Origin of the sequence: Algoriphagus aurantiacus (assembly GCF_035156405.1) — a bacterium.
In the GTDB taxonomy this organism is placed as follows: Bacteria; Bacteroidota; Bacteroidia; order Cytophagales; family Cyclobacteriaceae; genus Algoriphagus; species Algoriphagus aurantiacus.
Genome location: NZ_JAXRUT010000033.1, coordinates 1 through 25,778 on the forward strand (window position 1 = coordinate 1; position 25,778 = coordinate 25,778).

Sequence of the window (25,778 nt, forward strand, 5' to 3'; positions counted from 1 at the left end):
CATACGAAACAACATCACCGAAGTCGCCTACAACATCCAGTCCACCACTGATGCCAAACACCACATTCCCATCGACTTCAAAGTAACGAACAACAACGATTCCAAGGCCATTGGAGTTGCTACTTTTAATGCGAGACAGATTTAAGAAGTAACTTTAAATTTGTAGATATGCATAGAAAATTTGATGATTCATTTAAGATAATGTCTGTTGATCTGAGTATTGCGAAAGGCTCTGTTGCAGAAGTCGCCAGGGAGTTGGATATCGACCCTAGTTTGCTTAGTAAATGGCGTAGGAATCCCCGTTATAATGGTAATAAGGTTCTCCCTGACAATCCTAAGATAAGCCCTGAGGAACAGGAATTGAGGGTTTTGCGTAAGAGGCTCAAAGATGCAGAGTTGGAGCGTGACATTTTAAAAAAGGCCATAGCCATCTTCTCCAAGGGAGACGGTCCATATACCGGTTTATAGAAGAGAACCGCGAGATATATTCCGTAGAGAAGATGTGCCGGGTATTAAACGTGAGTGTAAGTTGTTTTTATCGCTGGTTAGTTTCTCCGGAGTCCCCTGGAGAACAACGGGTTAAACTACTTGTGGAGAAAATACAAAAGTACATAAAGCCAGTAGTTATATATATGGTAGCCCCCGAATAACCGCTGAACTGCATAAAACCGGAGACCTGGTTTCCAGATCCTATGTGGCAAGGTTGATGAACAGATATGGGATACGCAGTAAAGTGAAAAAGAAATATAAGATCACCACAGATTCCAGCCATAGTTATAGGATAGCAGAAAATCTCCTCAAAAGGGATTTTTCAGCGGATTCTTTGTCCAGAAAATGGGTTGGGGATATCACCTATATCCATACAGACAAAGGCTGGCTGTATTTGACAACAGTTATAGATCTAGCAGACAGAAAGGTGATCGGATGGTCTTTAAGTACTGATATGACAGCTGGAAACACCTCGGTAGCCGCCATTAAAATGGCTGTCAGGAACAGGGACGTCAAGAATGGACTGATCTTTCACTCAGACAGAGGGGTTCAGTATGCTTGTGACGAATTTAAAGCGATACTCAGCCATAATAACATAATCCAGAGTATGAGTAGGAAAGCGAACTGTTGGGATAATGCGGTAGCCGAAAGCTTCTTCAAATCACTAAAGGCTGAAATGGTCTACCACAGAAGATTTATGGATCTGCACTCCGCTAAATTAGAGGTGTTCGGATATATTGAAGGCTTTTATAATACCAAAAGAACCCATTCAGCTTTAGGTTACAAAACACCGAAACAAATGGAAGAAATGCTGTTGGGAAAAGAAAGACTAGCAGCATAAAAAAAGTCTCTCATTTTTAGTTGCAGTTCCACATTTTGCTTACCGTTTCAATCGGCACACCGTTTAAAAGGGTTACGGTGGTGGCAAACGTGTGTCTCGCCAAATGAAACGTCAGGTTTTTTTTGACTTTACAAAGGATTGCGATTTCCTTGAGATAGGCATTCAACTTTTGGTTGGATATCAGGGGGAAAATTTTCCCTTTGGAGTAAGGTCTTTCTCTGTCCTGATAAAGTCTGATGATATCCAAGGCCTGAGGCAATAGGGGGACCTTGGACTTTTGTTGTGATTTTTGCCTGCTTATGGATATCCAGTACTCTTCATCCATTCCTAATACAATGTCATCATGCATCAGGTTCATCGTATCAATGTAGCTAAGACCAGTGTAGCAGCTGAAAACAAACAGATCCCTGATGTATTGTAATCGCTGGATATCAAATTGTTTTTCCTCTATTCTGCTGAGCTCAGCAGGATTGAGACAAGTCCTTTCTACTTTTTGGTACCGGAAACTGAATTTTGCAAAGGGATCCTTTACCATCCATTCCATGCGCAAGGCTAAGTTGATTACTTTTCTAAACCTTTCTAGGTGCTTCATGATGCCGTTATTTCCAAGCGGCTTATGATGGTCCTGAGGCTCATAATTCACCAGATATAATTCAAACTCATTTAAAAAGCGGTAATTGATGTCCTGAAGGAAATAGTCTTCTATTCCATACTGTGCCTTGGAAAAGGCCATCACGTATTTTTGTGTAGTGAAGTAATTTTTAAGGGTACCCCAGGCTAATACATTTCTGTACTTCTCATTGTGGTATTCAAAGAGCATAGAAATGGTATGTTCTTTTGTTTGGGTGCCCAAAAGCTCATGCTTGATAGCATCTGCGGTTATAGTTACTTTTTTGAGTTGAAACTCCTGGTAAATCTGGATAATCCTAGCTTCTAATTCTTTCAAATAGTGGTTTAAGGATTTGGAGGATTCTTTGGATCCTTTGGCCGATCCCAGCACAGGGTTCCAATCGTAGACATTTATTTTTCTCTTTAAAGAGATGTCCACCCGGGTTCCATCTACAGTGATCCTTACGTAAAGAGGGATCTCTAATTCGTCTGAAGAGTTGTTTTTCAGGAAAAACCTAATTCCAAAGGTGTTAGTTGTTTTCATAATAAATGAACTGTTTTAAAGGTTTTTACATCACTTTAAAAAGGTCACCGAATAACGCACAACGAAATCGCATCAAATCGCGTCTAAATTGGTTTAATTACTTTAATACAAAAATTTGATTGACAGAGAGATAAGTCACTTTCTGTGCGTGAAATTTAAGCATTAAATTAGGTCACCGAATAACGCACATTTTTTTTGGTATTCATTGATATGAACTAAAGGCTAAAAAACAGAAAAGCCTGTAAATCAGTAGATTTACAGGCTTTTGATTTCCCTTGGAAGGGCTTTCGTCGGGGTGGCAGGATTCGAACCTACGACCTCCTCGTCCCAAACGAGGCGCGATACCGGGCTACGCTACACCCCGAGGTGTTACTATTTTTTCAGTTTTTGACCCCTGACTTGCTCATGAATCGGATGCAAATGTAGTAAATTTTATTTCCGACAAACACTTTTTTCAAATTGATTTTGAAAAAAAATCAGGAATATCTTAGCAGTGTTTTGAAGGATGTTGAAAATGAGTTGGATAGCTTATTTTATAGATCTGATTAAAGGAAGAACTAATTCTGAAATCCAGAAAAACAATTTAGGTGGATGAATAAATCTAAATTCATTGTAATAACTCCAATGTCAAATTAGGATTGTTAGGGTCAGAAGTATCAAGGTTGAGTTTGTAGGTGTAGTATCCATCTGAGAGTAAAGTTTCTCCTACATAGTCGTAAGGTTGGATTCTTAATTCTTTTCCATCAGCAATTAAGCTCACAAAGCCGTAGCGATAGGCTGATTCAAATTCCTTGTAATTGGATCTCTCCCTGGCAGAAAGGTTTCCAAACTCTACATTTCCTGATCCGGAGCTAACCAAAATATCTTCAAAATCAACGTTAGAGCCGTTTTCAACACGAATGAATACCCCATCTGGATCTGGGTTTTTGTCTTCTAAGCAAGATGTCATCAGGAATAGTGCAAAAAAGATATATACTAGATTTTTCATAAGAACTCAATATGGTAGTTTTTATAAGACGTATACTGTTTAAGTACCGCTACTTACTGTCGGATTTTTTCCTACAACTAAACCTTACCGTATTCAACCATTATGAATTTTGAGTTTTTTTAGCTTATTGAAGGTTAAGTGGGGATAAGGTGCATTGAATGGAACTATCGTCATGTTTTGCTTATAACTTTTAAAATCCATTTATGTAAAATTAAAATAAACATTCTCAATTCAGAGCCAATATAATTCGAATGCTTCTTGACGCTTTAGGCGTCATTTTCAGGCAATAAACGTGTTTATTTAAAATAACCGCGGTTTAAATTTAGGTTTAGGGGTTTATCAGGCTTAGTCTAAACAGATAAACTAGGAGGTTTGGAAAGAAATAATTTCGTTATTTTAAGGTTAGAAGGAGAAACCTAAAAAAATACTAGAATTCGGCTTCTTTTTTTAAAAAGTTAATCTAATAAAAGTAAATTCTATCAAATGAGTTTTCAAATCAAAAATTCCGGTGAGGCCTATGACGTTATCATTGTGGGCTCAGGCGCTGGAGGTGGGATGTCCTCCAAAATTCTTTCCGAAGCAGGTTTATCAGTAGCTGTTATCGAAGCAGGGGGCGATTTTGATCCAGCTAAGGAGGAAGATCGTACTCAGCTTAGGCCGCCTTGGGAATCTCCAAGAAGAGGAGCAGGTACACGAATTCGTCCATTTGGTGATTTTGATGCAGCGATAGGAGGCTGGGATATCGAAGGAGAACCTTACACCAGAAAGAATGGCACCGAGTTCGACTGGTTCAGATCTAGAATGGTCGGAGGAAGAACAAATCACTGGGGACGTATTTCCCTTCGATTTGGACCTAATGATTTCAAACGAGCCAGCATTGATGGATTGGGTCATAACTGGCCAATCGGATACGACGATTTGAAGCCATATTATGATAAGGTCGATAAGTTGATTGGTGTATTTGGTACCAAAGAAGGGATCTATAATGAGCCCGATGGATTTTTCCTTCCTCCTCCAAAGCCCCGCTTGCATGAGCTTTATATGAAAAAGGGTGCAGACAAGGTGGGCATTCCAATGATTCCTTCTCGTCTATCCATGCTTACCCGTCCAATCAATAAAGAAAGAGGAGTATGTTTTTTCTGTAGTCAGTGTAATAGGGCCTGCCAGGTTTATGCAGATTTCTCTGCCGGAACTTGCTTAGTTCATCCTGCGATGAAAAAGGGAAAAGTGGATCTTTACACACACTCGATGGTAAGAAAAGTAACCACTGACGAAAGTGGTAAAGCTACCGGAGTTTCTTTTGTGAGCAAAGTAGACATGAAAGAATACAAGCTGCAATCAAGAGTGGTTGTGCTTGGTGCATCAGCTTGTGAGTCGGCAAGAATCATGATGAATTCCAAGTCAAAATCACATCCTGATGGCATTGGAAACAGCTCTGGAATGGTAGGTAGATACTTGCATGATTCTACAGGAACTGACCGCATGGCAATTGTGCCAAGTATGATGGACCGTGAACGATACAATGAAGATGGTGTAGGTGGTTTGCATATGTACACACCTTGGTGGGGAGATAATAAGAAACTGGATTTTGCCAGAGGATACCATATTGAATATTGGGGCGGCATGAGTCAGCCTGCCTATGGCAGCGGGGGAAGTATGAATTCAATGCGACAGTATATTAAGGATGAGTTTGGTGAACCAAGCCAGAACGGAGGATATGGTGTCGGACTGAAAAAGGATATTCGCAAACTCTACGGATCCACCATGGGAATGTCGGGTAGGGGAGAAAGTGTGCCGATGTATGATAATTACTGTGAGATTGATCCAAATACTGTAGATAAATACGGTATTCCGGTTCTGAGATTTAACTACAACTGGACGGACCAGGAAGTTAAGCAGGCGAAACACATGCATGACACTTTTGAGGAAATCTTGACTGAGTCCGGGGGAATTTTGCTAGGCTCCAAGCCAGGTCCTGAGACCAAATATGGCTTATTGGCTCCAGGAAGAATCATTCATGAGGTAGGAACTACCAGAATGGGCGACAATCCTTCCACTTCGGTGCTGAATTCAAATTGTCAAGCGCATGATTGCGATAATCTATTTGTAGTAGATGCGGGACCATTTGTGTCTCAAGCGGATAAAAACCCAACTTGGACCATTTTGGCCTTGGCTTGGAGAACTTCCGATTACATTGTTTCCGAATTGAAAAAGAAAAATATCTAAACCATGAACAGAAGAGAAAACCTCAAATTACTCTTTACCGGATCTGTTGGTACAGGTTTATTGTTGACTGGTTGTTCACCTGAGCAGCAGGCTTTACCTGAAAACGCATTATTGGCAGGAGGGACTATCGGCGGAAGAACGGATGAAGAAAAGCAGCGCGATCAAGAGTTGCTTTCTGAGACATTTTTTACCGATGACGAACGTAAGAAACTCAGTACTTTGATTGATGTCATTTTGCCAAAAGATGAAGAATCCCCTGCAGCCAGTGAAGTGGGCGTGGTAGATTTCATGGAGTTTATGATGAAGGATCAGCCTGGAAATCAGACAGGGATGAGAGGAGGGCTTATGTGGCTTGATTTCGAAGCTGATGAAAAATTTGGCAAATCATTCAATGAGCTGAGTGAGTCTGAAGTGATCACGATCGTGGATGAAGTTGCTTGGCCGGAAAAAGCAAAACCTGAGTATGAAGGTGCTGTTCGCTGGTTCAATATGCTTCGTAATCTTACTTGCTCAGGCTATTTCTCTACAGAAGCAGGCTGGAAATACATAGGTTACGTAGGAAATACTCCAAATGCCTGGGACGGCGTACCGCAGCAAGTGATGGATAAGCATGGCTTTAAGCTAGAAGAAAAATACATTCCTCAATACCTCAAGCCCGAGGATCGTGGCACCATCATCCAATGGGATGATGATGCCAACATAATTGGCTGATTTATTAGCTCCAATATCAATTATAAAAAAACCAATGGGTGTAAGCTCATTGGTTTTTTTGTGCCTAAAGAATTGAAATTATAACTTGAATTCCCTCCTGAAAAAGCTGGAAGAAATGATCAAGGATTAAACCCGCATTATGCATTAGCAAATCTACTACGGCTTCAAACCGCCTCAAAATCAGTCGCTATGCTTCACTTTTCGCTCCTGCCTTTGCCGGCAGGCTCACCGTCCCGTACGTACGGGACGACTCGATCTCCAAAGTGACTGATTTTCTTGCAGTTTGAACCCTCGTTACGAATCCTAATGCATAGTTCGGGTTAAACAGTTATACGTCATGATATGAATTCTAATGAGATTGTAGCATTGGAGTAAGCCATTTTCTGTAATTTAATATGAAATCGAGCATGACGAAGAACGCCACACAGTGGGATGATTATTTACCTTGCGAGATTCACCCGAATCAATCCCGATAACTATCGGGACGGGACAGGCTATCCCGTATCCTTCGTCACGGGACAGGTTATGACCATTGAAAATCAATTATAAACAGATGAAAGATTTAGACACTATACTTGTGGAAGGTCTTTCACTTTACCTCTATAACTATGCTTAAAGCTATTTTTTGCCTATATCTTATCTTGACACCGCTATTTTCAGCTACCCATGTATTTGGTCAAAACACGAAGGAAAATAAACCCAACTTCATCATAATTTTCACAGATGACCAAGGCTATGGGGATTTGGGGTCTTTTGGTCATCCCACGATCAGGACTCCCAATATTGATCAAATGGCTGCAGAGGGTCAGAAATGGACCAGTTTCTATGTGGCTGCAAATGTCTGTACTCCGAGTAGATCGGCGATTTTGACCGGAAGATTGCCTGTAAGGACGGGGATGTATAGCAATAAGAGACGGGTGCTTTTCCCAGATTCTGGAGGTGGTTTACCGACTTACGAAAATACAATTGCCACCCTTCTCAAAGGATCGGGTTACTCTACAGCAGCAATTGGAAAATGGCATTTGGGGCACCTTCCACAATACTTACCCACTAGTCATGGCTTCGATTCATACTTTGGCATTCCGTACAGCAATGACATGGATCGTGTGAATGACATCACAGCTAAGGAGGCTTTCAAAGATTCTAAAATTGAGTATTTCAATGTGCCACTGATGAGAAATACTGAGATCATTGAGCGACCGGCGGATCAAAATACGATCACCAACCGATATGCTGAGGAGGCTGTAAAATTCATCACTGCCAATAAAGACCAACCATTCTTTCTGTATTTGGCGCATTCTCTTCCTCATGTTCCTCTTTTTGTGTCAGGGGATTTTAGAGGGAAGAGTGAACGCGGATTATATGGGGATGTGATTGAGGAGATTGATTGGAGCGTAGGAGAGATTCTGAAGACATTGAAAGCTAATGGCATTGAAGAAAACACTTATGTGATTTTCACTTCTGATAATGGACCTTGGTTGACATACAATGAGCAGGGGGGTAGTTCCGGTTCTCTTTATGGTGGAAAAGGGACTAGCTATGAAGGAGGCGTACGCGTTCCCACAGTAGTCTGGGGACCAGGAAATGTAACTCCTGGTGTGATCTCAAAAATGGGAAGTACGCTGGATTTATTACCGACTATTACTTCACTTGCTGGCTCTAAATTACCGGAAGATCGGGTTTATGATGGATTCGATTTGAGCCCTGTATTTAGAGGGGAAAATAGTACTCCTCGAGATGAAATGTTTTACTATCACGGAGATCGACTTTTTGCGGTGCGCAAAGGTGATTACAAACTTTATTTCTACAGTAATAATCCAGCTGGGTATCCAGAAAAGCTCGCCAAACTGGAAAAGCTGACACTCTATAATTTAGGGCATGATCCTTCTGAGCGTTTTGATTTGGCAGATCAGCGTCCGGAAATTGTGGAAGAAATCATAGAAATTGCCAAACGACATTCAGAAGCAATGGTCTTTGGGGAAACCCAATTGGAAAAGAGAATTGGGGACTAACTTTAACTTGTCTAAAGTCGCTTTTCAGTGCCTTGATTATTAGCTGATATTAACTCACTCCAGCTCTGCCTTTCTACAGATCAACTTTACAATTCTTCTAGGTGAGACTTTCTGCCTAGTTTCAACTTTTTGTAGTGAGAGGGAGACATACCTGTTACTTTTTTAAATTGATTGGATAGATGGGCTATACTGCTATAATCAAGTCTATATGAAATCTCCGACAAATTAAGTTCGCCATAGAGCAGAAGTTCTTTCACCTTTTCGATTTTATTCAGAATGATGAATTGCTGAATGGTGATTCCTTTCTCGTCAGAAAATATATTGGATAAATATTTATAGTCATAATTCAATTTCTCGCTCAAGAAATCTGAATAATTTCCCTTGGGCAGTTCATCGGAATAATGGATCATTTCTATGATCACATTTTTTATTCTTTCTACAAGGATATCTTTTTTGTCTTCCACTAACTCTAGGCCAGATAGTTGGAGACGTGCTGTCAACTCGTTGCACTGATTCAAGGAGACATCATCCAGAATATCTACTACACCAAGTTCTACCTTTACGTTGGTAAAGCCGAGATTTTTCAGTTCTTGTCTTACCAGGATTTTACAGCGCTGACTCACCATATATTTAATATAGAGCCTCATAGCAGATTAAAATTAAGAAAACAGTTTAAAACAATACCCATGTCAGCAGCGTGTTAAGTTCTTCAATAAAATCATTTATGAATTGGGACTTCACAAATGGTATGAAAGTGCAAATTATCCAGCTTCTGTAGAAGCAGGATAACACAGAACAGAAAGTAAGTTCCGTCCAAGGTTTGTCATCTCACAAACCAAACATCAACGAATCCTCTGTCTTCAAGAGGATTTTCAATAAAAAAAGGTGGCTACAAAAGGGATTATTTTGAAAACCTTGAAACATCCACCACTGACAACAGGCAGTTGTTGTCATCTTCGGTCACTACACCTTCAATATAGACAGAGCGCACCTTTTTTTGATCGTAGCCTAGATTTACATGGCAGGATTCTTTGGAATTACTGGTGTACATCTGTTCAAAAAAACCATTAAATACCATCAAAGAATCCTCTGCTAGGAATAATCTAAAATTACTACCAATCAAAGAAAACCGCGTTTCTCGAAGCATTTCTGCTCCCGTGAAGTTTAGTTCGTTGATTCCACTTTCCTTATTCAGGATGAAAAAACCTACTGGTGCCAAATCGTATAGCATAGTGAGCTTTTTCAAGGTCGCTTCTGTTGTTTCATAAGCAAGTTGAAGCTCTTCGTTCTGCATTTCCAGTTCTATCTGATGTACCTGAAGTTCATGGAGGAGCTTTTTGATATCTACCTCAGCTGTGGGACCATTCTTACCTAACTGTTTCTGGATCAGTTTTTCCTCAGCTTTTTTGCGTAGAATATCTGGATCATTAAATTCAAATTCATCTTGTGGTATCATATCATTCTTTATTTAGCATCATTAGTATTGCTTTTGGAGTTTTCAAATTGCTAATCAGGATTTGAAAAGTACATGTCACAATGGCTTTTTTATTCCCGGCAATCAGTACGGGCATTTTAAATGTCCCTGGCTTTCCTTGTTTAGCTAGTTTGATGATTTCTTTTTGAGTCTTAGACCTTTCTGGTTCAGCCACAAACATCTTGACAAAATTTTTACCTAGTACTTCATCTCTTTTTTTTCCAAAGAACAATTCTGCTTTGGGGTTAAATTCTTTTATTTCTCCATTGTCGGATAGGCTAATGAAAATGTCAGAGGTGGAATCCAGCCACATACGATTTATTTGCCCATTCTCCTCCAAATCAACTTCCAATTGCTTCAAGTCAGAAATATTAATAAAAGTGATGACCAGTCCGTCAATTCTGTCATCATTAGTGCGATAGGGCATAATCCGAATCGTAAACCACCGTCCGTCCTTGGCAGGAATCTGTTTTTCAATAAATACCAGTGTTTTGAGTACTTCAAGTGCATCATTTTCCAGTTCGGGGTAGATAAGGTCTGTAACCTGATCTGTAAATGGTCGTCCGATATCGCTCTTGATAAGCTTAAAGATTTTGGTAGCCTGATTTGTAAAACGCCTGATATTTAATTTCTTATCTAAGAAAAGAGTAGCAATATCCGTGCTGTTTAGCAGGTTTTTCATGTCATTGTTGACCCTTGAATAATCCTCTACTTTTGTAAGCAATTCGGCGTTTACAGTTTGAAGTTCCTCATTTAGGCTCTGCATCTCCTCTTTCGAACTGGTCAGCTCTTCATTGGTAGATTGTAGTTCTTCATTGGTGGATTGCAGTTCCTCGTTGGTAGATTTCAATTCCTCCTGAGATGTCTGCATTTCCTCGACCGTGTTTTGCATTTCCGAATGTAATTGACGCAATTCCTCTTCCAGTTCAGCTTGACGGCTTTTACTTCCTGAATTAGTTGGCTGATCAACGTTTGGGACCGCAGTTACTTCTTTAAAAATAACCATTACATTTCCGTTTAACTGTTCCGGATGTTCAATGGGCCGAATACTGATATCCAAAGTTTGAGTGTCACCGTTAGTTCCTACTTTGATATTTTGCAAGACAATGGTTTCTTTCTTTTTAACCACTTTCCGGAAGGCCACAGGGAATTTCTGACGAAGACCTTCCCTTAGCATGGCAAAAATATTAAGGTTGGCCTTACCCACAGAAGGCTCTAGGTATTTCCCCGTACGACCGCTCGTATAGATAATATCACCTTCCTCGTTGACCAGTACACCCACTGGGGAAAAATACTTTAACAAAAGTTGATCAGCTAGTGCCTGAATATTTGGTAGTGATTGGACAGGAGTTTTTTCTTCATTATCGATGTGATTGGTCTTAGAAAATGAAGTAGGAAATTCAAAAGATTCTGGTGACTGCTTCAGGGCAGTTTTTTGGTAGATTTTCAGTTTGTTTTCCAGTGAGCTGAAAAGATTACTTTGAGACCCAAGGGACTCAGAGCTGCCCAAGACCAGGATCCCTTCAGGATTGATGCTGTAATAAAACAACCCGATTATTTTCTTTTGCAACTCACCATCCATGTAGATCAGCAGATTACGACAAGAGATAAAATCAATTTTGGTAAAAGGCGGATGCATAGTGAGGTTGTGTTGAGCAAATACCACCATTTCCCTGATTTCTGTGTTAATACGATAGCCTTCTCCCGTTTTTACAAAGAAGCGTTTCAAACGGGCTGGAGATACATCAGAAATAATATTGGCTAGGAAAACACCTTTTCGTGCCCTTTCAATCGCATCATTGTCAAGATCTGTCGCAAATATCTGTATGGATACATCTGTACGATTTATTTTTGTAAGCACTTCCTTGAATAGAATAGCCAAGGAATATGCTTCTTCTCCTGTGGAACACGCCGGTACCCATGCCCTTAACACGGGTTCAGATTTTATGTTATTGATAATAGCAGGTATGACTTGAGTCTTCAAATAGTCCCATACAATGACATCCCGGAAAAAATTGGTCACCCCAATCATCAGTTCCTTAAAGAGAATATCCCCTTCCTTAGGATTTTCCTGCAAAAAATGTACGTAAGAAGTGATTTTGTCAATTTTGTGAACGGCCATACGCCTCTCAATACGGCGGTAGAGCGTATTTTTTTTATACTGCGAGAAGTCGTTTCCAGTATAGGAGCGTAAAAGGGTAATGATTCTATCAAGTGAGTTTTTATCCTCAATCTCTGGTTGATAGTTGGATTTCTTTACAGGTTTATGTTTGAGAAGTTCAATCAGTTTTACTGGCAGCTCGTTAGCTGGGGCAACAATATCTACCGTGATGGCTTCTATAGCACTGCGTGGCATGCTGTCAAATTGTGCTGTTTCAGGGGTTTGCACCAAGACTCTCCCGTTTTGTTCCTTTAAAGAGCTGATTCCAGCGGATCCATCGGATCCCATACCAGAAAGTATGATGCCGACACCATGATCTTTTCGATCCTCAGCCAGGGATTTCAAGAAAAAATCAATAGGAAGACGCATTCCTCTTGTTTCTTTAGGTTCGAATAGGTGGAGATTTCCTTTCGTGATGGACATGCTTTTATTAGGCGGGATCACATATACTTTATCTGGTTCCACTGGAATGCCCTCAACTGCTTGAAGTACCTTCATCTTGGTTTTTCTCTGCAGAAGCTCAGGTAACATGCCTTTTTGAGTAGGATCCAGATGCTGGATTACCACAAAGCCCAATCCACTATCTTCAGGAACATTGCTTAGGAATTGTTCCAAGGCTTCTAGGCCACCTGCAGATGCGCCAATGCCAACAATAGGGAATAATCCATTACTGGATTCATTGGTTTTTTCCTTTTCGGAAGTTTCTTTTTGGATTGCCTCCTGCTTCGGTTTGATGGTTTTCACTTCCTGTGTATTTTAGATCATTCGTGGCTTTTGGGATACTCCATTGCGTGTTTTTTGCCCGCCACTTTTCAGAACATATAAGTTATGACAAACAAAGTGATAACCATGATACAATTCCTCCTAAAATTACATTTTTCACATTTTTCATCTTTCCAGCAAATTCCTTACAGAAGTATTTAGCTGCTTGTAAACATGGATTGCCCTGATTGGATACAGTGAATTTACTTATTATTCACGGGGCTTTCAAGATGTCTTGTAAGGGTAAAAAGATTATATGTCTCTTGTACCTTAATCCTTTAGTGTCCCGGTGCTAGCTTCTTCATGAGATTCAAATGGGATTCAGTTCAATACCGATTTCCATCGTGATACTTGACTTGATTGAATGAATTATCAAACAAGCATATTCCGCTTTTTTTAGAATTCGAATCGTTTTATTTCTAAATAGCTCATTTTGGAGGACAACTGTAGGTTTAAGAAAAATGTTGCTCAACATTAGTTTACCTTCAATTATTTCCAGCTTTATTTTTGCATGACAACTGAAACTTGTGAATTCAAGTTTGGAATTCTTGGCAATGGCCAAAAAAGTAGTCTCTAAGCAGCCACTGATAGCGGCAACAAACAAATGCTCAGGTGACCAAATTTCCCCATTTCCTTTGTGGTATTCTGGATGTGTCCCAACCTCGAAAATAACGCTGTTTTTCTCGCTTTTCTCAGGAGTACACAAGATGTCTTTATGACTGTCATCCCTACTGATACCTACATTATAATAGCGTGATTCCTTCATTTAGTATAGCTAAGAGGTCTCTTTAGTTATCCCAAACCTTCTTTCTTTTCCCATAGAACTGGGATTTTGAATAATGCTGCAAAAATAAAAAGGATGAAAACCGTAATAAACTGCCACTTTATGAATTCCCCTAAATTGGTAGCTGTCATGCATAGTCATAGTAGTTTAGTTTTAAGTTTAATTTTATTCATCCCAATGGATGTCTATCAAAACTGCAAAAATCCAAAATCGAATTCGTTATATAATTTCCATAGAGGTTTACATATATCTCACTTTTAGGAGGTTAGAACTATAAGGTCCAGCAGGTCGTCCCTTCGTGAGGCAGGCCATTCCTATGGAAGGAAGGCCTGTTCTCGCGAATCGATCTACAGCGAACCCTCTTCCGTGAGTAAGTTACTCATGGGCGCTTTCAAGAGGGTTTTGAGAAAAAATGCTGTGAATAAAAAGATTAACTGAGGGTGGCAACCTTACAACTTGGGATTTCTTATTTACTGCTGTTTTAAAAAATCAACAGTAAATACATTGGTTTCGGTAAGTTAGTTGAAGTAGGTAGTTTTAGGTTCTACATTGGAGCACAAGATTGCTAACTTTTTATCGTCGTCACTCAGAATGCTTAAGTCATTTATTTTATATTGTTCTTGTCTAAATAGCCTACTACTTTTTCTGTTTTCATAGGATCATCTCCCTTTCGAAGCGTGCCAAAATAGATTCTGGAGAAATATCGTCTTGCAATTGGCTCGGACTCAACTTTAATATGAGCTGAATCTCTCTGGTCGAATTCCTTTTTATTTGAATCTTTCATAGTTTTCTGCTAGTTTATATTTCTGAGTAATTTATTCTCGGAACTACTTTTAGTAATTGTAGTCAGTTCTTTAGCGCGTGGATGCCTTGACTCTAAGAGCTGTAAAGTTGGGATAAGAGCAGGTTGTCTTATATATCCTAGTTTTACTTAGTTTTTAGGCTGATTGTAGTATCTAAATGATGTTATCCAGCCTTACAAAACTGTTTTATTTAAGACTATTTATGTTACACAAAATCAAAATGTTTTTACATAAATCACATATTAGTGCGGTTGACATACAATAGTTCAATCCCGAGTACTAGTGGTTTTCATATGATTTGTATCTGGTAAATACCCTTCACTGCAACTTTCCGGACAATTCTCGTCCTCCACCGAGAAGGAAGAATTGACCATTATTTACTTCTTACATTAATTCCAAATACATAAGTGCAGTTAAACCCGCATTAGGCATTAGCAAATCTACTACGGCTTCAAACCGCCTCAAAATCAGTCGCTATGCTTCACTTTTCGCTCCTGCCTTTGCCGGCAGGCTCACCGTCCCGTACGTACGGGACGACTCGATCTCCAAAGTGACTGATTTCCTTGCAGTTTGAACCCTCGCTACGAAGCCTAATGCATAGTCCGGGTTAAAAGGATACACATAATGCATTATTATTGGAAACAAAAAAACCGGCCTTTTGACCGGTTTTCGAAGGCGAATAAATTTTTCTCACCTCTATCTGGTATTGATTTTATCTGAATTGGTAATCAACTCCAGTGACTTGGGTGAGTAGCGTCGCCGGTGCATCCAATGCAACGGCTGATTTTGGTGGTTTTGGGGTCACCGGAGAGTTTTCTGCCAGATAGTTTTGCATCGCTTGGTGAAGTGTAAAGGGCGTGTTTTCAGTATCCTTTACACCATTAAACCTGCAAAGCATATCATCCGGATCGCCATCTCTTTCGCAGGCACTGATTTGATAGATTTTCTCTGGATCAAGTGGCTGGCCTTTTACAAGGGCTTTTTGAACTCGCCTTCCTTTTTCTCCAAACGCATTGAATTCCACTTCCATTCCCTTGAATTTGATCATCCAACCTCCAAAGCGTTTGGAAGCATCCGCTGCAAATACATTGTTTAGCTCGCTCTCCAACCATTCCTGAATTTGTTTTCCGGTTACTTTTCCGGTGCGGATCTGCGAGTCAACAGGAAGCATATCAAATATGAAACCGTTCGTGATAGGGATATTACCTGTTTGATCTGGTGTAGAGCGAGGTGGGCAGAATCTGAATCCATTTGAAAGAACGATATCCACCTCAGGAACCTGCCAGTTTATTGCGTCAAGGACCATGGTGTCGATGGGGTTTTCGATCACAAAATATCTGTATAGCGGAATGGTGCTGTAGCCCACTACTTTTTGAATGTCTTTCAGGTACGGGCCTTCATATTGAGCCATGATTTTTTCCATTTCGGGGGAAGCTGGATTTTTCTTCGCATCCACTTCCATCATCTCATAGGTATCTCTGACTACTTTTCCGTTTTCGATTTTGAGTTCGAGTTTTCCTACGAAAGAACCAAAAGCTCCCGGCTCGACGACTTTAGCATACTTGGCCTGAATCGGTTTTCTCACCCGCTCATGAGTGTCTCCACCCATGATATAGTCCACTCCTTCGCATTCAGGCAGGTTTGCAAGATGGATTTGCTGCGAAAGTCCCAAATGAGCAACGATTCCAACAAAAACGCATTTTTCTTGATTCCGCAGAATATCTACATAATAGGCCACGTTCTCTTCTGGCTTGGTGTAGATGATACCTTTGCTGTAGTCTGGAGATTGGCGAATTGGAACCATATGGTCTGTGTAGCCCAAAAATCCAATTTTGATTCCATTGACTGTCCAGATATGATAAGGAGGGAAAATCAACTCACCTTTTTTTCCTTCACCCAAATCGTGGTACATATTGGCGCAAACTTTTGGAGCAGTTAAAGAGCCCAAAAGGTGCTGCATATTTTTCTTATTATAAACCACTTCCCAGTTTCCCGGAAGGTAAAGATCGTAATCGAGTGCATTTAGGATTGGAACCATCGCTTCTCCTGTGGTTTTCACTGAAAGCTCAGAACCCTGAAACATATCACCGGTATCCATTAAAAAGCTGTGCTCTGCCTTGCTTCTTTCCCGGTCCAAGAAAGTCTTGAGATGGGAATATCCGCCTGTTTTTCTGAAAACCGCCTTTTCATTTTCCCAGAACAATTCATCATGGGCATGTATTTGACAATGGACATCGGTAGTTTGGAGAATCGTGACCGTGAATGAATCAGGATTCGATTTTTTCTTTGCTAATGGAGTTTCTGCCATCACAGGGGACAAACTTACCAATCCCGTTCCTGCTCCAATAGCACAGATTTGGGTCATAAATTTTCTTCTAGAGGGTGTCATAATTGGTTTTTTGGGATTTTCCTGCTGGCAAAACACTTTGATTGGAAGAGTATTGAATTTAGTTGTAAGTATCCAAAGTATCTCTAATAATAAGGAGAAGAATATCTTTGACTTGGTGACATTGGTTACATATACAAAAAAAGATCTTACGGAGTGCCTTCAGGAGTAAAAGCATATTGATCATCATAATCTGAGAGCCATCCAGTCTATATTTAATGTGTTCAAAATTCTCCAAATGAGTTCGACACCCTCCGGGGTCGTGTAAATCGTGTCGTTGGTTCGTTATCCACGGGTTACACACGCGGCTATTGAGAAGTTTGACCACTTTGTGGTCGGAAAATGTAAACGGGGACACGAACAGCAACCCCGAATGGGGTTGAACTTTTTGGAAAGGGAATTACTCCCGACAGTTGTACGGGATTCCAAAGCTAGTAAAGCGGAGATTGAATATTCAATAATTCGACACCCTTCGGAGTCGTGGGGATGGTCGTGACATATATTAATCCATGGCTCCGCAGCGGCGGACAAGTTATTCATGGTTGGACCACTTCGTGGTCATTTGTATTGTTACATTTTTGGGCAATTGATCCTGAAGTGCCTGGCCCAGGTGGAGATTGAATATTTTGGGTATTGACTCTAATAAGGCTGGCGAACAACGATGCCCTGTTATTTAAAAAAGCATAGTAACTAAGGGTGGTTGAAAGAAACTTAATATCGCGTGGTGCAGAGGTGACTGCTTGGCTTTTATTCCTTAAAATCCAAGCAGTCTTACCTCCGACTTTTCTCCACACAAAATCTTAGTAAGGGTCAAGATTTTCTTCCCTCTTACAACGGTGTAATGTCACTTATGAATCTACCGAGCAGTTGTAAAAAAACTTAAAGAGAGTTAATTCAAAGCTCAGTTGCCTAGCACACCAATTTATACCCAAATCCTCGCACATTTAAGATCTGGATTTGTGTGTCTTCCTGGAGTTTTTTACGAAGCTTGGTGATAAATACATCCATGCTACGGGCATTGAAAAAATCATCTGATCCCCAAATCTGTGTGAGAATCAAACTTCTGTCCGTGATCTGATTGGCATTTTCCAAGAGGATTTTTAGCAGCTGTGTCTCCCGGGAAGTGAGATGAAGTTCTTCATTTTCTAGCTTCAATAGCTGCTTGGTGGAGTGAAACTCATACTTCCCAAGTTGAAGCCAATCTGACTGATTTTGACGGAGTTGTAGACGGTCAAGTTGCGCTTTGATCCGTACTATCAGCTCCTCCATGCTGAAGGGTTTACGCACGTAATCATTGCCTCCCAACCCAAATCCCTTAAGTACATCTTCAGTTTGAGACTTGGAAGTCAGAAAGATAATTGGTGTATACGGATCGATTTTTCGGATTTGCTCCGCGAGAGAGAATCCATCTTTTTTGGGCATCATCACATCTAGCACCAGCACATCGGGTTTGGACTTTTGATAGCTATCCCACGCTAGCAGTCCATCGGGGCAAAGTGTCACCTGAAAGCCCCGGGTTTCCAGACTTTCTTGGATGATCATGCCTAGCGCCATTTCATCTTCTGCCAATAAAATTCTGATTTTACTCATGGCCATGTAGTGATAAAAGATGTGCTTTTTGTCGATGACTCCAACTCGATCTTGCCGGCATGTTTTTCAATGATTTTCTTCACGTAGTATAACCCTATACCAAAGCCTTTTACGTCATGGAGGTTTCCTTTTGGAATTCTATAAAACTGCTCAAAAACTCTTTCTTTTTGATCAGAACTGATAGTTTCACCATTATCCCAAATCCGGATGCGGGTGGTCAAACCTTGATCTAGGGTGATTCTAACTTCTTCGCCACCGTATTTTAGCGCATTGTCCAGCAGATTGGAAATTGCATTTTCGAAGTGAAAAGGATCGACTAGGATAGGTGGGACTTTGGATGGGACCACGAGTTCGATTTCTTTGTGAGGCGACAAAGTCTGGAATTTCTGGACCAAAGATTTAAGCACAGGAATAGGATCAATGGCCTCTTTTTTTAAAATTAATTGCTCTGAATCCAGTGTGGCGGTTTCCAACAGTTTCTCCACCATCAAATTCAATTTGAGTAATTGCTCTTTGGATATTCCCAAGTATTTTTTGGTTTTTTCAGGATTGTTTTCAGGATTGAATTGCTCGATTCCTTCTATAGCAGATAGCGAGGTAGCAATCGGGGTTTTAAACTCGTGGGTGATATTTCCGATTAGATCCTCCTTGATCTCAGCGATTTCTTTCTGGTTTTTGATAGTTTGGTAGAGATAATAAAATGCTCCTGCAATGATCAGTAAGAAGATTACAGACATCAGAATATCAATCATCCCACGCTTCAGGACTGTAAGTGCTGTATTTTCAAAGTACATTTCCAGCTTTTGGCCACGAGGTAAGAAAGTCGATTTGGATACGGTGGAAAAAGGCATTTCAGTTAAAGCAGGGTAATTAAAAGATCCTGCTATGGTGTCGCGCTCGTAGTGAAGTAAGCCATAATTGATAGTGATTTCTCTTCTGTCCAATTCATCTTTTAAAAGCGTACTTATTTTATCAAAATCTAAAGAATCCCTCGTGATCGAAATAATGATCTGATTAGTCAGCATTTTGAGATTGCTGATGCTGTCAGCTGCATTTAAGCCTCGAAATATATTTATACCATGAATCTCATTAGGATTGATATATTTCAAAGTGTCAATGTGGGTTTTGAAGGTGAAGCTTTCTTTGTTTTCTAAATCACCGAACCAATCAGCATTTGACGTGTCTCCTGCTTCCATTCTTTCTAGTGCCTTAAAAAGCATTTTACTTTCTCCAATTTTCTTAGAAAAGTCATTCTCTGTACTATCAACTTCTGCCTTATTAGTGGTTCTTAAGGTGAAGCTTGAACTCTTGTTTTCAGTCAGGGTAATTACATCCGTCTTAGCCAAATCGGCAAAATATAACTCCAGCGCATTATCCAAACTCAATTGAATTTCTGCAGCTAGTTGGGATTCATTTAGCTTGAACTGTGTAACGTTCCGATAGATCTGCACACCGATACTCACCATCAATGTGAGGGCAATCAAAATTCCTATCCGCTTGAATTGTAGCTTTTTCACGGGGCTAAAGTAGATGCTAAGAAAGTTATAAAATCGAATGTTAACACACGTTAACACTGCTTAACTAAGTTGTAGGGCCAGTTTATCTTGGTTTGTAGCAACTAATTTACTGCTATGAACATACGAATACTAGTACTCGCCTTTGCCCTAATGGGCTCGATAATTACTGTCACTGCCCAAGGTCTTACCGGCAGAGCTTTTTACAAATCCTCTTCAAAAATTTCATTTTCTATGGACAGTACCAAAATGGCTCCTGAGGTCATGGCGGATCTTCAGAAGCAATTGAAAAAGCAAATGGAGCGTGAGTATGTGCTTACTTTTTCCCAGACAGAATCTAATTGGAAACAGGTGGAAAGTCTAGGTGCTGGACCGTCTACGGCTTCTTCTGGTGGAGCCACCATAATGATTAATTCGGGGAATCAGGATAGATTGCTCTATAAGAATGTGGCAGAGCAAAATTACATTGAAGAAGAGGATTTGATGGGAAGAGGGTTTTTGGTAAAAGACAGTCTGAATACATACGATTGGGAATTGACTGGGGAAAGCAAAAAGATAGGAGACTATACCTGTCAAAAAGCGATCTATTCCAGAATTGTTGACAGCAGGGTGTTTTCGATGGGAAAGGATGAAATGGAAGTAAGTAAAGACACGGTGAATGTAACGGCTTGGTTTACCATGCAGATTCCTGTGAGCCATGGTCCGGGTGATTTTTGGGGATTACCGGGGTTGATTCTCGAATTACAAAACGATGGAATGACTTACATCGCCGAGCGAATCGTCTTGAATCCCACTGAGCCAGTGCAAATAGAAATTCCTAAAAAGGGAGAAATGATCAGCAGAGAAGATTATCAAGCCCTTTCCGAAGAGAAGATGAATGAGATGATGAAGAGGTATTCGGGCAAGCCTGGAGAAGGGAATGAGATAACTATCAAAATCGGTAATTAATCGCTTCGAACACTTTACTCATGCTATTTCTTAAGCGCTTTCTTACAATCGGATTTTTTCTCCTGATTGCCCTGCCTTCTTTTTCCCAAAACAAAAATCTGATCGGCCAAGTCCTTGATAGCCTAAATAAGCCGATTGCCTATGCAAATGTGGTCGCTGTGAATCAGACTACTCAGAAGATCGGTGGTTTTAGTATCACTGATGGGGAGGGCAGATTCAAAATAAGCTTGGCGCCAGGCTCTGACTATTTACTTCGGGTTTCCTTTGTAGGATACAAGCAATTTGAACTTCAACTAACCGGATGGTCAGATCAGGAGCAGTTAAAAATCATTCTGAGTCAGGATGAAACTATGCTGGATCAGGTGGAGGTCGTAACCGAATTGCCCATCACCATGCAGGGCGATACGCTGACTTATAAAACAGATGCATTCACAACAGGCACTGAGCGAAAGCTAAAGGATGTATTGGAAAAGCTCCCAGGATTCGAAGTTGACGATAATGGGGAAGTGAAGGTGCAGGGTAAAAAGGTGGATAAAGTGATGGTGGATGGCAAGAATTTCTTTGATGGAGACACCAAACTTGCCACCAAGAACCTTCCTGCAAATGCGGTAGATCGGGTACAGGTGCTGAAAAACTTCAATGAAATAGCTCCTGTTCGTGGATTGGATAATGACGAGAGTTTGGCGCTCAATATTCAGTTGAAGGATGGTAAAAAGAATCTTGTGTTTGGGGATTTGACAGCAGGTGGTGGACCGGAAGAAAGGTACTTGGGTCATGCCAATGCTTTCTACTATTCACCGAAAGTGAATCTCAACCTAATCGCTGATGCCAACAATGTAGGTGAGCTGGCTTTTACCCTTCAGGATTATTTTAGGTTTAGTGGAGGATTGGCTGATTTGGCAGGAAAGTCAGGCTCTTCGCTGAATGTAAGCTCGGAGAATCTTGGTATTCCCATGGCGCAGCGGAATAATGCGCTTGACTTAAGTACCGATCTAGCCGCTGTGAATTTGAATTATAATCCAAGTTCCAAATGGAGGTATTCTGGATTCGTGATTGGCTCGGCTTCCAAAAACAAATTGGGTTCTTCATCCCAGCGAACCTATTTGAGAACTGATGGAAATAATCAGGAAATGCTCACTTCGGCGAGTGCGGTAGAGAATAAATCAGGGCTGATGAAGTATGCTGTGACATTTACTCCCAAGGAAGAGACTTATGTGAAATATAGCGTTTTTGGGAAATTAGCCGATATCGCCAATCAGAACTTTCAGGATTCTGACTTTGGGCAAATCCGCCAGCAAATTACCAGCTACCAAAGTAGGCAACCTTATGCCATTCAGCAGAAAGGGGAGTGGTATCATGCACCTTCGGACAAAAGGGTTTTTTCTATGGAAGTGAATTGGGAGAAAAAATACCAGAATCCACTCTATAATTTGACAACTAATCAAAAGCCTTTTAATGGACTGGTACCAGTGCTGGATCGTGAGATGTATCGCTTCCTACAAAATCAGGATATCAAAACCCGTACTCTAGAAGGAGCATTTAATTACTATCTGATCCTCAATCCAACTAATCACATCAATTGGAGTTTTGGATATACCGATACCCGTCAAGAGTTAGTAGGAGATGCGGAACAGGTTGGTGCATCTGAAGAAGCTAATATGGAGGAGTTTGAAAATGATTCCCGGTTTAACTTTCATGATTTGTATTTAGGCATGACCTACAAGACTAAATGGAAGTCGGTCGTAATCAGCCCTTCGATATATCTCCACAGATACGCTTGGAATGATATTCAAATGGAAGATGATCAGAGTAATGATAAATTGGTATTGCTTCCTGGAATGTATGCCAAATGGAACATCAAATCCAATCGCTCCCTAACGTATCGATTTAGTAGCCAAGCGAATTTCATGGATATTCAGAAGCTCGCCCAAGGACTTGTGATTTCGGATTACAATTCGATTTTCAGAGGAAACAGGCAATTGGATAACGGTTTGTTTTTCACCCAGACTCTTGGCTATACTCATTTTGACTTCTTCTCCTCACTCAATCTCTTCGGAAATCTCACTTGGTCAAGAAAGCACTATGATTTGGTTAATACCACCAATTTTGTGGGAATCAACCGAATCATGAGTATTCAAAATATTGATCCAATTAATGAAACCTTGACGGGAAGTTTGCAGGCAGATAAGAGATTTCAGTCGTTTAAAATAAGTGGTGGAGGAAATTGGAATACCTATTCTACCAATAGTTTTGTCGATCAAAATCTGATTGAGAATAGTCAATTTGCACAGGCATACTTCTTTAAGTTTACCAGTACCTTTATGAAAACGGTGGAGGTTGATTTGGGCTACACCTGGGATCAGAATTTCTACAAGTCCACCAATGCAAACAATACCTTTGATACCCACAGCCCGAAAATCGAAGTTGACTGGGATATCTGGAAAGGATTGAAATTGAATGCGGATTATACTTACAATGCTTACTTCAATAAAGCAGCGCAAAGTAAAAGTGAGTTCGATTTCTTCAATGCGTTTATAAGCTATCAGGGCAAGTCAAGTTCTTGGGAATTTAGGTTGACAGTTTGGAATATTCTGGATACAAAATCTATTCGAAGAGATAGCTTTACGGAGAATCTGATCAGTACTTATTCTTATTTAGTTCAGCCGAGATATGGGCTATTTACTGTGAAATGGGATATTTAAAGAGTTGGGTGCGAGGTGTGTGATGACCGATGATGCAACATCGATGGAGCAATAAGCTAAGTTGCTTTTGTCATTAGCAAAAATCCTTATCTGATATGACTTTAAACAGAAAAGGCCGGAATTCCCCGGCCTTTCTATTGTGGTAGTAGCTCAATAATTATTCACTTGCAACTAATTTTACATCTAGTTCCACATCGTCATAGATAAGCTTATCAGCGAGATTTTCGAAATAAGACCCTGAACGGAACTTGATATCGTAGTGTGTGCGATCAAAAGTCAATTTACCGGTAGCTGTGATTTTACCCCCATTTACTTCCACTGCAGCAGGAAAGGTAACTGGCTTGGTTATGCCTTTGATAGTGAGGTCGCCAGTGATTTCGTAATCTTTTCCATTACTGGTTTTTGCGTCAGTGATTTTGAAGTTTGAATTGTTGTGCTTTTCCACAGAGAAAAAATCATCAGACTTCAGGTGATCGGTTAACTTCTTGTTCATATCTGCATCGGTGATATCTTCTACTGTTAAGCTAGTCATATCCATCTCGAAAGTTCCGCCAAGTATTCTGTTATTTTGATAATCCAGCGTAGCGGAGGTGATAGGTACTTTTCCATGATGCTGACCGGTAACTTTTTTTGCAGTCCAAGTGATTGTACTTTCAGCAGTATTTACTGTTGCAACTTCCGGAGCAAACGAGAATGCTGTAAATGCTAGTGTAAAGAGTAAAGTAAGGATTTTCATACGTGTTGAGTTTGGTTGAAAGTGTATAACCGAAAATTGGTTAGAATAGACTAAGACGGAACAAAATAGCGTAAGGTTCTGGATTAAAGCCATTTTTGAAACTATTATTCAAAAGGCGTTTTCAGGGCTTGAGTGGATTCACATCGCTCTTTTCTGATTTGCCTTCGGTAGGCAGGTAAGGGTTTTGCAGCCTCTTAAGCATAGAAATTGGGAGAACTGGTATCAGTTCGGATAATCATGATTCAATTTCTAATGTTTATCTTTAGTACGTCCCCAACTGAAATTTTTGATATGAAATCGAGCATGACGCAAGTGACACACAGAGGGATGATTATAACCTGCGAGATTCCAAATGACCACTTAAAAATAATTATAATCATATGAAATCTGTCTTTATTTTCTTCTTTTGCCTTATGACACTTACTGCTTTTGCCCAACTCAAACCTATAAAATCCGGTGTTTTCAAATGGAATGACCATGAAGTCATTACAAATGAAGATCGCGTGGGGAGGCCAATTCTTGAGGGCGTTTCCCCACATTTTGAATACCTGGAAATGCATGCTACTACGCAGGCGGTCGGTGCCAAACCCAGTACAGCGCATGCAAATGAGGATATTGAAGAGATCGTTATAGTGAAGGAAGGGCTGATGAAGGTGACGATAGAAGGTGAAAGTTCGGTGCTTGGAGCTAATGGCGTACTTTCCTTGATGCCACTTCAGATGCATTCCCTTTCTAATGTTGGTGACAGCCCTCTTACCTATTTTGTGATTAGGTATCGAGCCAAAAAGAAAATGGATGTAGAAAGAGGTATGGTATCGGGAGGTTCGCTGATGATTAATGCTGATTCGCTTGCTTTCAAGCCTAGCGAAAGGGGAGGAAGTCGAGCCTATTTTGATAGACCTACAGCAATGTGCGAGCGATTGGAAATGCATGTGACTACTTTAGATACGAAAGGTCCGAGCCACGAGCCGCATGCTCATGTGGAGACGGAGATTATCCTGATGATTTCCGGGGAGACGGCCATGACCATAGATGGCAAAGAATACAGTGCATCAGCAGGTGACTTCTATTTTGTAGAATCTCAGTTATTTCATGGTATTCGAAACCTAACTGATCAGCCTACATCCTATTTTGCTTTTAAATGGAAGTAAGAGTTTAATGGCAAACCAAGGAGCAGGGATGGCGATAGCCGAAGAGAGGAAGTCCTTTGAGGTTTGCCACTCATACCGAAAAAAGTATTTATAAATTCCTTGGAACCCTGGAGTAGGTAAATGGGGAGATGACCTCCTTAATACTTATAATTTAATTTTTTCATGGATTTTTTCAAACTTACTCCTTGCTTCCCTGAGCCTTTGAGCGTCCCAGATAAATCGATTTGGGAGTAACTTAATGTTTATTCCTTTTCCTCTTGGTTTTATTCCTCTCAAGTCTTGTAGGCATGAAGTAATTAATTGTTCACAAAAACCAAAAGAAATCAGGAATGCATTTTGCTATTTCA

At 40.4% G+C, this 25,778-nt stretch carries 18 protein-coding genes, 1 tRNA gene and 1 pseudogene; 8 read left to right on the top strand and 12 right to left on the bottom strand.

Features of this window, described 5'->3' with window-relative positions; all coding sequences use genetic code 11:
- Positions 1–168: 168 nt before the first annotated feature.
- Together SYJ56_RS22765 and SYJ56_RS22770 are read left to right on the top strand one after the other, a co-directional pair.
- Entirely contained in the window at positions 169–468 is a 300-nt protein-coding gene (locus tag SYJ56_RS22765) for a transposase (RefSeq protein ID WP_323838264.1), read from the top strand.
- A gap of 148 nt (positions 469–616) precedes the next feature.
- Positions 617–1,330: pseudogene (locus tag SYJ56_RS22770) on the top strand (IS3 family transposase); the annotation flags it as partial.
- Positions 1,331–1,346: 16 nt separating this feature from the next.
- On the opposite strand, the gene SYJ56_RS22775 reads toward SYJ56_RS22770, so the two are convergent.
- The 3 genes from SYJ56_RS22775 to SYJ56_RS22785 form a co-directional block, all read right to left on the bottom strand.
- Entirely contained in the window at positions 1,347–2,483 is a 1,137-nt protein-coding gene (locus SYJ56_RS22775; protein WP_323838266.1) for a site-specific integrase, read from the bottom strand.
- A gap of 290 nt (positions 2,484–2,773) precedes the next feature.
- Positions 2,774–2,847 (bottom strand) — tRNA-Pro (locus SYJ56_RS22780).
- Positions 2,848–3,090: 243 nt separating this feature from the next.
- Complete coding sequence (locus SYJ56_RS22785) at positions 3,091–3,471, bottom strand: hypothetical protein (RefSeq protein WP_323838268.1); 381 nt, start codon at positions 3,469–3,471, stop codon at positions 3,091–3,093.
- 483 nt (positions 3,472–3,954) lie between these two features.
- Here SYJ56_RS22785 and SYJ56_RS22790 point away from each other — a divergent pair, with 483 nt between their 5' ends.
- The 3 genes from SYJ56_RS22790 (at position 3,955) to SYJ56_RS22800 (ending at position 8,420) form a co-directional block, all read left to right on the top strand.
- Positions 3,955–5,697, top strand: coding sequence for a GMC family oxidoreductase (locus SYJ56_RS22790; protein ID WP_323838270.1), 1,743 nt, complete (start codon positions 3,955–3,957; stop codon positions 5,695–5,697).
- Between the two features lie 3 nt (positions 5,698–5,700).
- Positions 5,701–6,408: a gluconate 2-dehydrogenase subunit 3 family protein gene (locus SYJ56_RS22795; RefSeq protein ID WP_323838273.1), complete on the top strand. Its 708-nt coding sequence runs from the start codon at positions 5,701–5,703 to the stop codon at positions 6,406–6,408.
- 608 nt (positions 6,409–7,016) lie between these two features.
- On the top strand, positions 7,017–8,420 hold the full coding sequence (locus tag SYJ56_RS22800) for a sulfatase family protein (protein ID WP_323838275.1): 1,404 nt from the start codon (positions 7,017–7,019) through the stop codon (positions 8,418–8,420).
- A gap of 86 nt (positions 8,421–8,506) precedes the next feature.
- Here the strand turns inward: SYJ56_RS22800 and SYJ56_RS22805 are convergent, their stop codons facing one another.
- The 8 genes from SYJ56_RS22805 to SYJ56_RS22840 form a co-directional block, all read right to left on the bottom strand.
- The gene (locus SYJ56_RS22805) at positions 8,507–9,067 is read right to left on the bottom strand and encodes a helix-turn-helix domain-containing protein (RefSeq protein ID WP_323838277.1); all 561 of its coding nucleotides are present in this window, start codon (positions 9,065–9,067) and stop codon (positions 8,507–8,509) included.
- 254 nt (positions 9,068–9,321) lie between these two features.
- Positions 9,322–9,876, bottom strand: coding sequence for a hypothetical protein (locus tag SYJ56_RS22810; RefSeq protein ID WP_323838279.1), 555 nt, complete (start codon positions 9,874–9,876; stop codon positions 9,322–9,324).
- A gap of 1 nt (position 9,877) precedes the next feature.
- Complete coding sequence (locus tag SYJ56_RS22815; protein ID WP_323838281.1) at positions 9,878–12,799, bottom strand: chemotaxis protein CheB; 2,922 nt, start codon at positions 12,797–12,799, stop codon at positions 9,878–9,880.
- 328 nt (positions 12,800–13,127) lie between these two features.
- A complete protein-coding gene (locus SYJ56_RS22820; protein ID WP_323838282.1) occupies positions 13,128–13,583 on the bottom strand; it encodes an OsmC family protein in 456 nt (151 codons plus the stop codon).
- 622 nt (positions 13,584–14,205) lie between these two features.
- Positions 14,206–14,385: a hypothetical protein gene (locus SYJ56_RS22825; protein ID WP_323838284.1), complete on the bottom strand. Its 180-nt coding sequence runs from the start codon at positions 14,383–14,385 to the stop codon at positions 14,206–14,208.
- Between the two features lie 731 nt (positions 14,386–15,116).
- Positions 15,117–16,769, bottom strand: coding sequence for a bifunctional metallophosphatase/5'-nucleotidase (locus SYJ56_RS22830; protein ID WP_323838286.1), 1,653 nt, complete (start codon positions 16,767–16,769; stop codon positions 15,117–15,119).
- 930 nt (positions 16,770–17,699) lie between these two features.
- Positions 17,700–18,380, bottom strand: coding sequence for a response regulator transcription factor (locus SYJ56_RS22835; RefSeq protein ID WP_323838288.1), 681 nt, complete (start codon positions 18,378–18,380; stop codon positions 17,700–17,702).
- The gene (locus tag SYJ56_RS22840; protein WP_323838290.1) at positions 18,377–19,897 is read right to left on the bottom strand and encodes a sensor histidine kinase; all 1,521 of its coding nucleotides are present in this window, start codon (positions 19,895–19,897) and stop codon (positions 18,377–18,379) included. Before SYJ56_RS22840 ends, SYJ56_RS22835 begins: the two co-directional genes overlap by 4 nt.
- A 114-nt stretch (positions 19,898–20,011) precedes the next feature.
- Here SYJ56_RS22840 and SYJ56_RS22845 point away from each other — a divergent pair, with 114 nt between their 5' ends.
- Entirely contained in the window at positions 20,012–20,842 is an 831-nt protein-coding gene (locus SYJ56_RS22845; RefSeq protein WP_323838292.1) for a GLPGLI family protein, read from the top strand.
- Positions 20,843–20,862: 20 nt separating this feature from the next.
- Positions 20,863–23,544, top strand: a complete 2,682-nt coding sequence (locus tag SYJ56_RS22850; RefSeq protein WP_323838294.1) for a TonB-dependent receptor — start codon at positions 20,863–20,865, stop codon at positions 23,542–23,544.
- A 157-nt stretch (positions 23,545–23,701) separates the two neighbouring features.
- On the opposite strand, the gene SYJ56_RS22855 is transcribed toward SYJ56_RS22850, so the two are convergent.
- Positions 23,702–24,280, bottom strand: coding sequence for a YceI family protein (locus SYJ56_RS22855; RefSeq protein WP_323838296.1), 579 nt, complete (start codon positions 24,278–24,280; stop codon positions 23,702–23,704).
- A 380-nt stretch (positions 24,281–24,660) separates the two neighbouring features.
- Here SYJ56_RS22855 and SYJ56_RS22860 point away from each other — a divergent pair, with 380 nt between their 5' ends.
- Positions 24,661–25,431, top strand: a complete 771-nt coding sequence (locus SYJ56_RS22860; protein ID WP_323838297.1) for a cupin domain-containing protein — start codon at positions 24,661–24,663, stop codon at positions 25,429–25,431.
- The last annotated feature ends 347 nt before the right edge of the window (positions 25,432–25,778 follow it).

Coding starts and splice junctions, on each gene's coding strand:
- SYJ56_RS22765 (WP_323838264.1), top strand. CDS start 169: ATGCATAGAAAATTTGATGATTCATTTAAGATAATGTCTGTTGATCTG.
- SYJ56_RS22775 (WP_323838266.1), bottom strand. CDS start 2,483: ATGAAAACAACTAACACCTTTGGAATTAGGTTTTTCCTGAAAAACAAC.
- SYJ56_RS22785 (WP_323838268.1), bottom strand. CDS start 3,471: ATGAAAAATCTAGTATATATCTTTTTTGCACTATTCCTGATGACATCT.
- SYJ56_RS22790 (WP_323838270.1), top strand. CDS start 3,955: ATGAGTTTTCAAATCAAAAATTCCGGTGAGGCCTATGACGTTATCATT.
- SYJ56_RS22795 (WP_323838273.1), top strand. CDS start 5,701: ATGAACAGAAGAGAAAACCTCAAATTACTCTTTACCGGATCTGTTGGT.
- SYJ56_RS22800 (WP_323838275.1), top strand. CDS start 7,017: ATGCTTAAAGCTATTTTTTGCCTATATCTTATCTTGACACCGCTATTT.
- SYJ56_RS22805 (WP_323838277.1), bottom strand. CDS start 9,067: ATGAGGCTCTATATTAAATATATGGTGAGTCAGCGCTGTAAAATCCTG.
- SYJ56_RS22810 (WP_323838279.1), bottom strand. CDS start 9,876: ATGATACCACAAGATGAATTTGAATTTAATGATCCAGATATTCTACGC.
- SYJ56_RS22820 (WP_323838282.1), bottom strand. CDS start 13,583: ATGAAGGAATCACGCTATTATAATGTAGGTATCAGTAGGGATGACAGT.
- SYJ56_RS22825 (WP_323838284.1), bottom strand. CDS start 14,385: ATGAAAGATTCAAATAAAAAGGAATTCGACCAGAGAGATTCAGCTCAT.
- SYJ56_RS22830 (WP_323838286.1), bottom strand. CDS start 16,769: ATGACCCAAATCTGTGCTATTGGAGCAGGAACGGGATTGGTAAGTTTG.
- SYJ56_RS22835 (WP_323838288.1), bottom strand. CDS start 18,380: ATGAGTAAAATCAGAATTTTATTGGCAGAAGATGAAATGGCGCTAGGC.
- SYJ56_RS22845 (WP_323838292.1), top strand. CDS start 20,012: ATGAACATACGAATACTAGTACTCGCCTTTGCCCTAATGGGCTCGATA.
- SYJ56_RS22850 (WP_323838294.1), top strand. CDS start 20,863: ATGCTATTTCTTAAGCGCTTTCTTACAATCGGATTTTTTCTCCTGATT.
- SYJ56_RS22855 (WP_323838296.1), bottom strand. CDS start 24,280: ATGAAAATCCTTACTTTACTCTTTACACTAGCATTTACAGCATTCTCG.
- SYJ56_RS22860 (WP_323838297.1), top strand. CDS start 24,661: ATGAAATCTGTCTTTATTTTCTTCTTTTGCCTTATGACACTTACTGCT.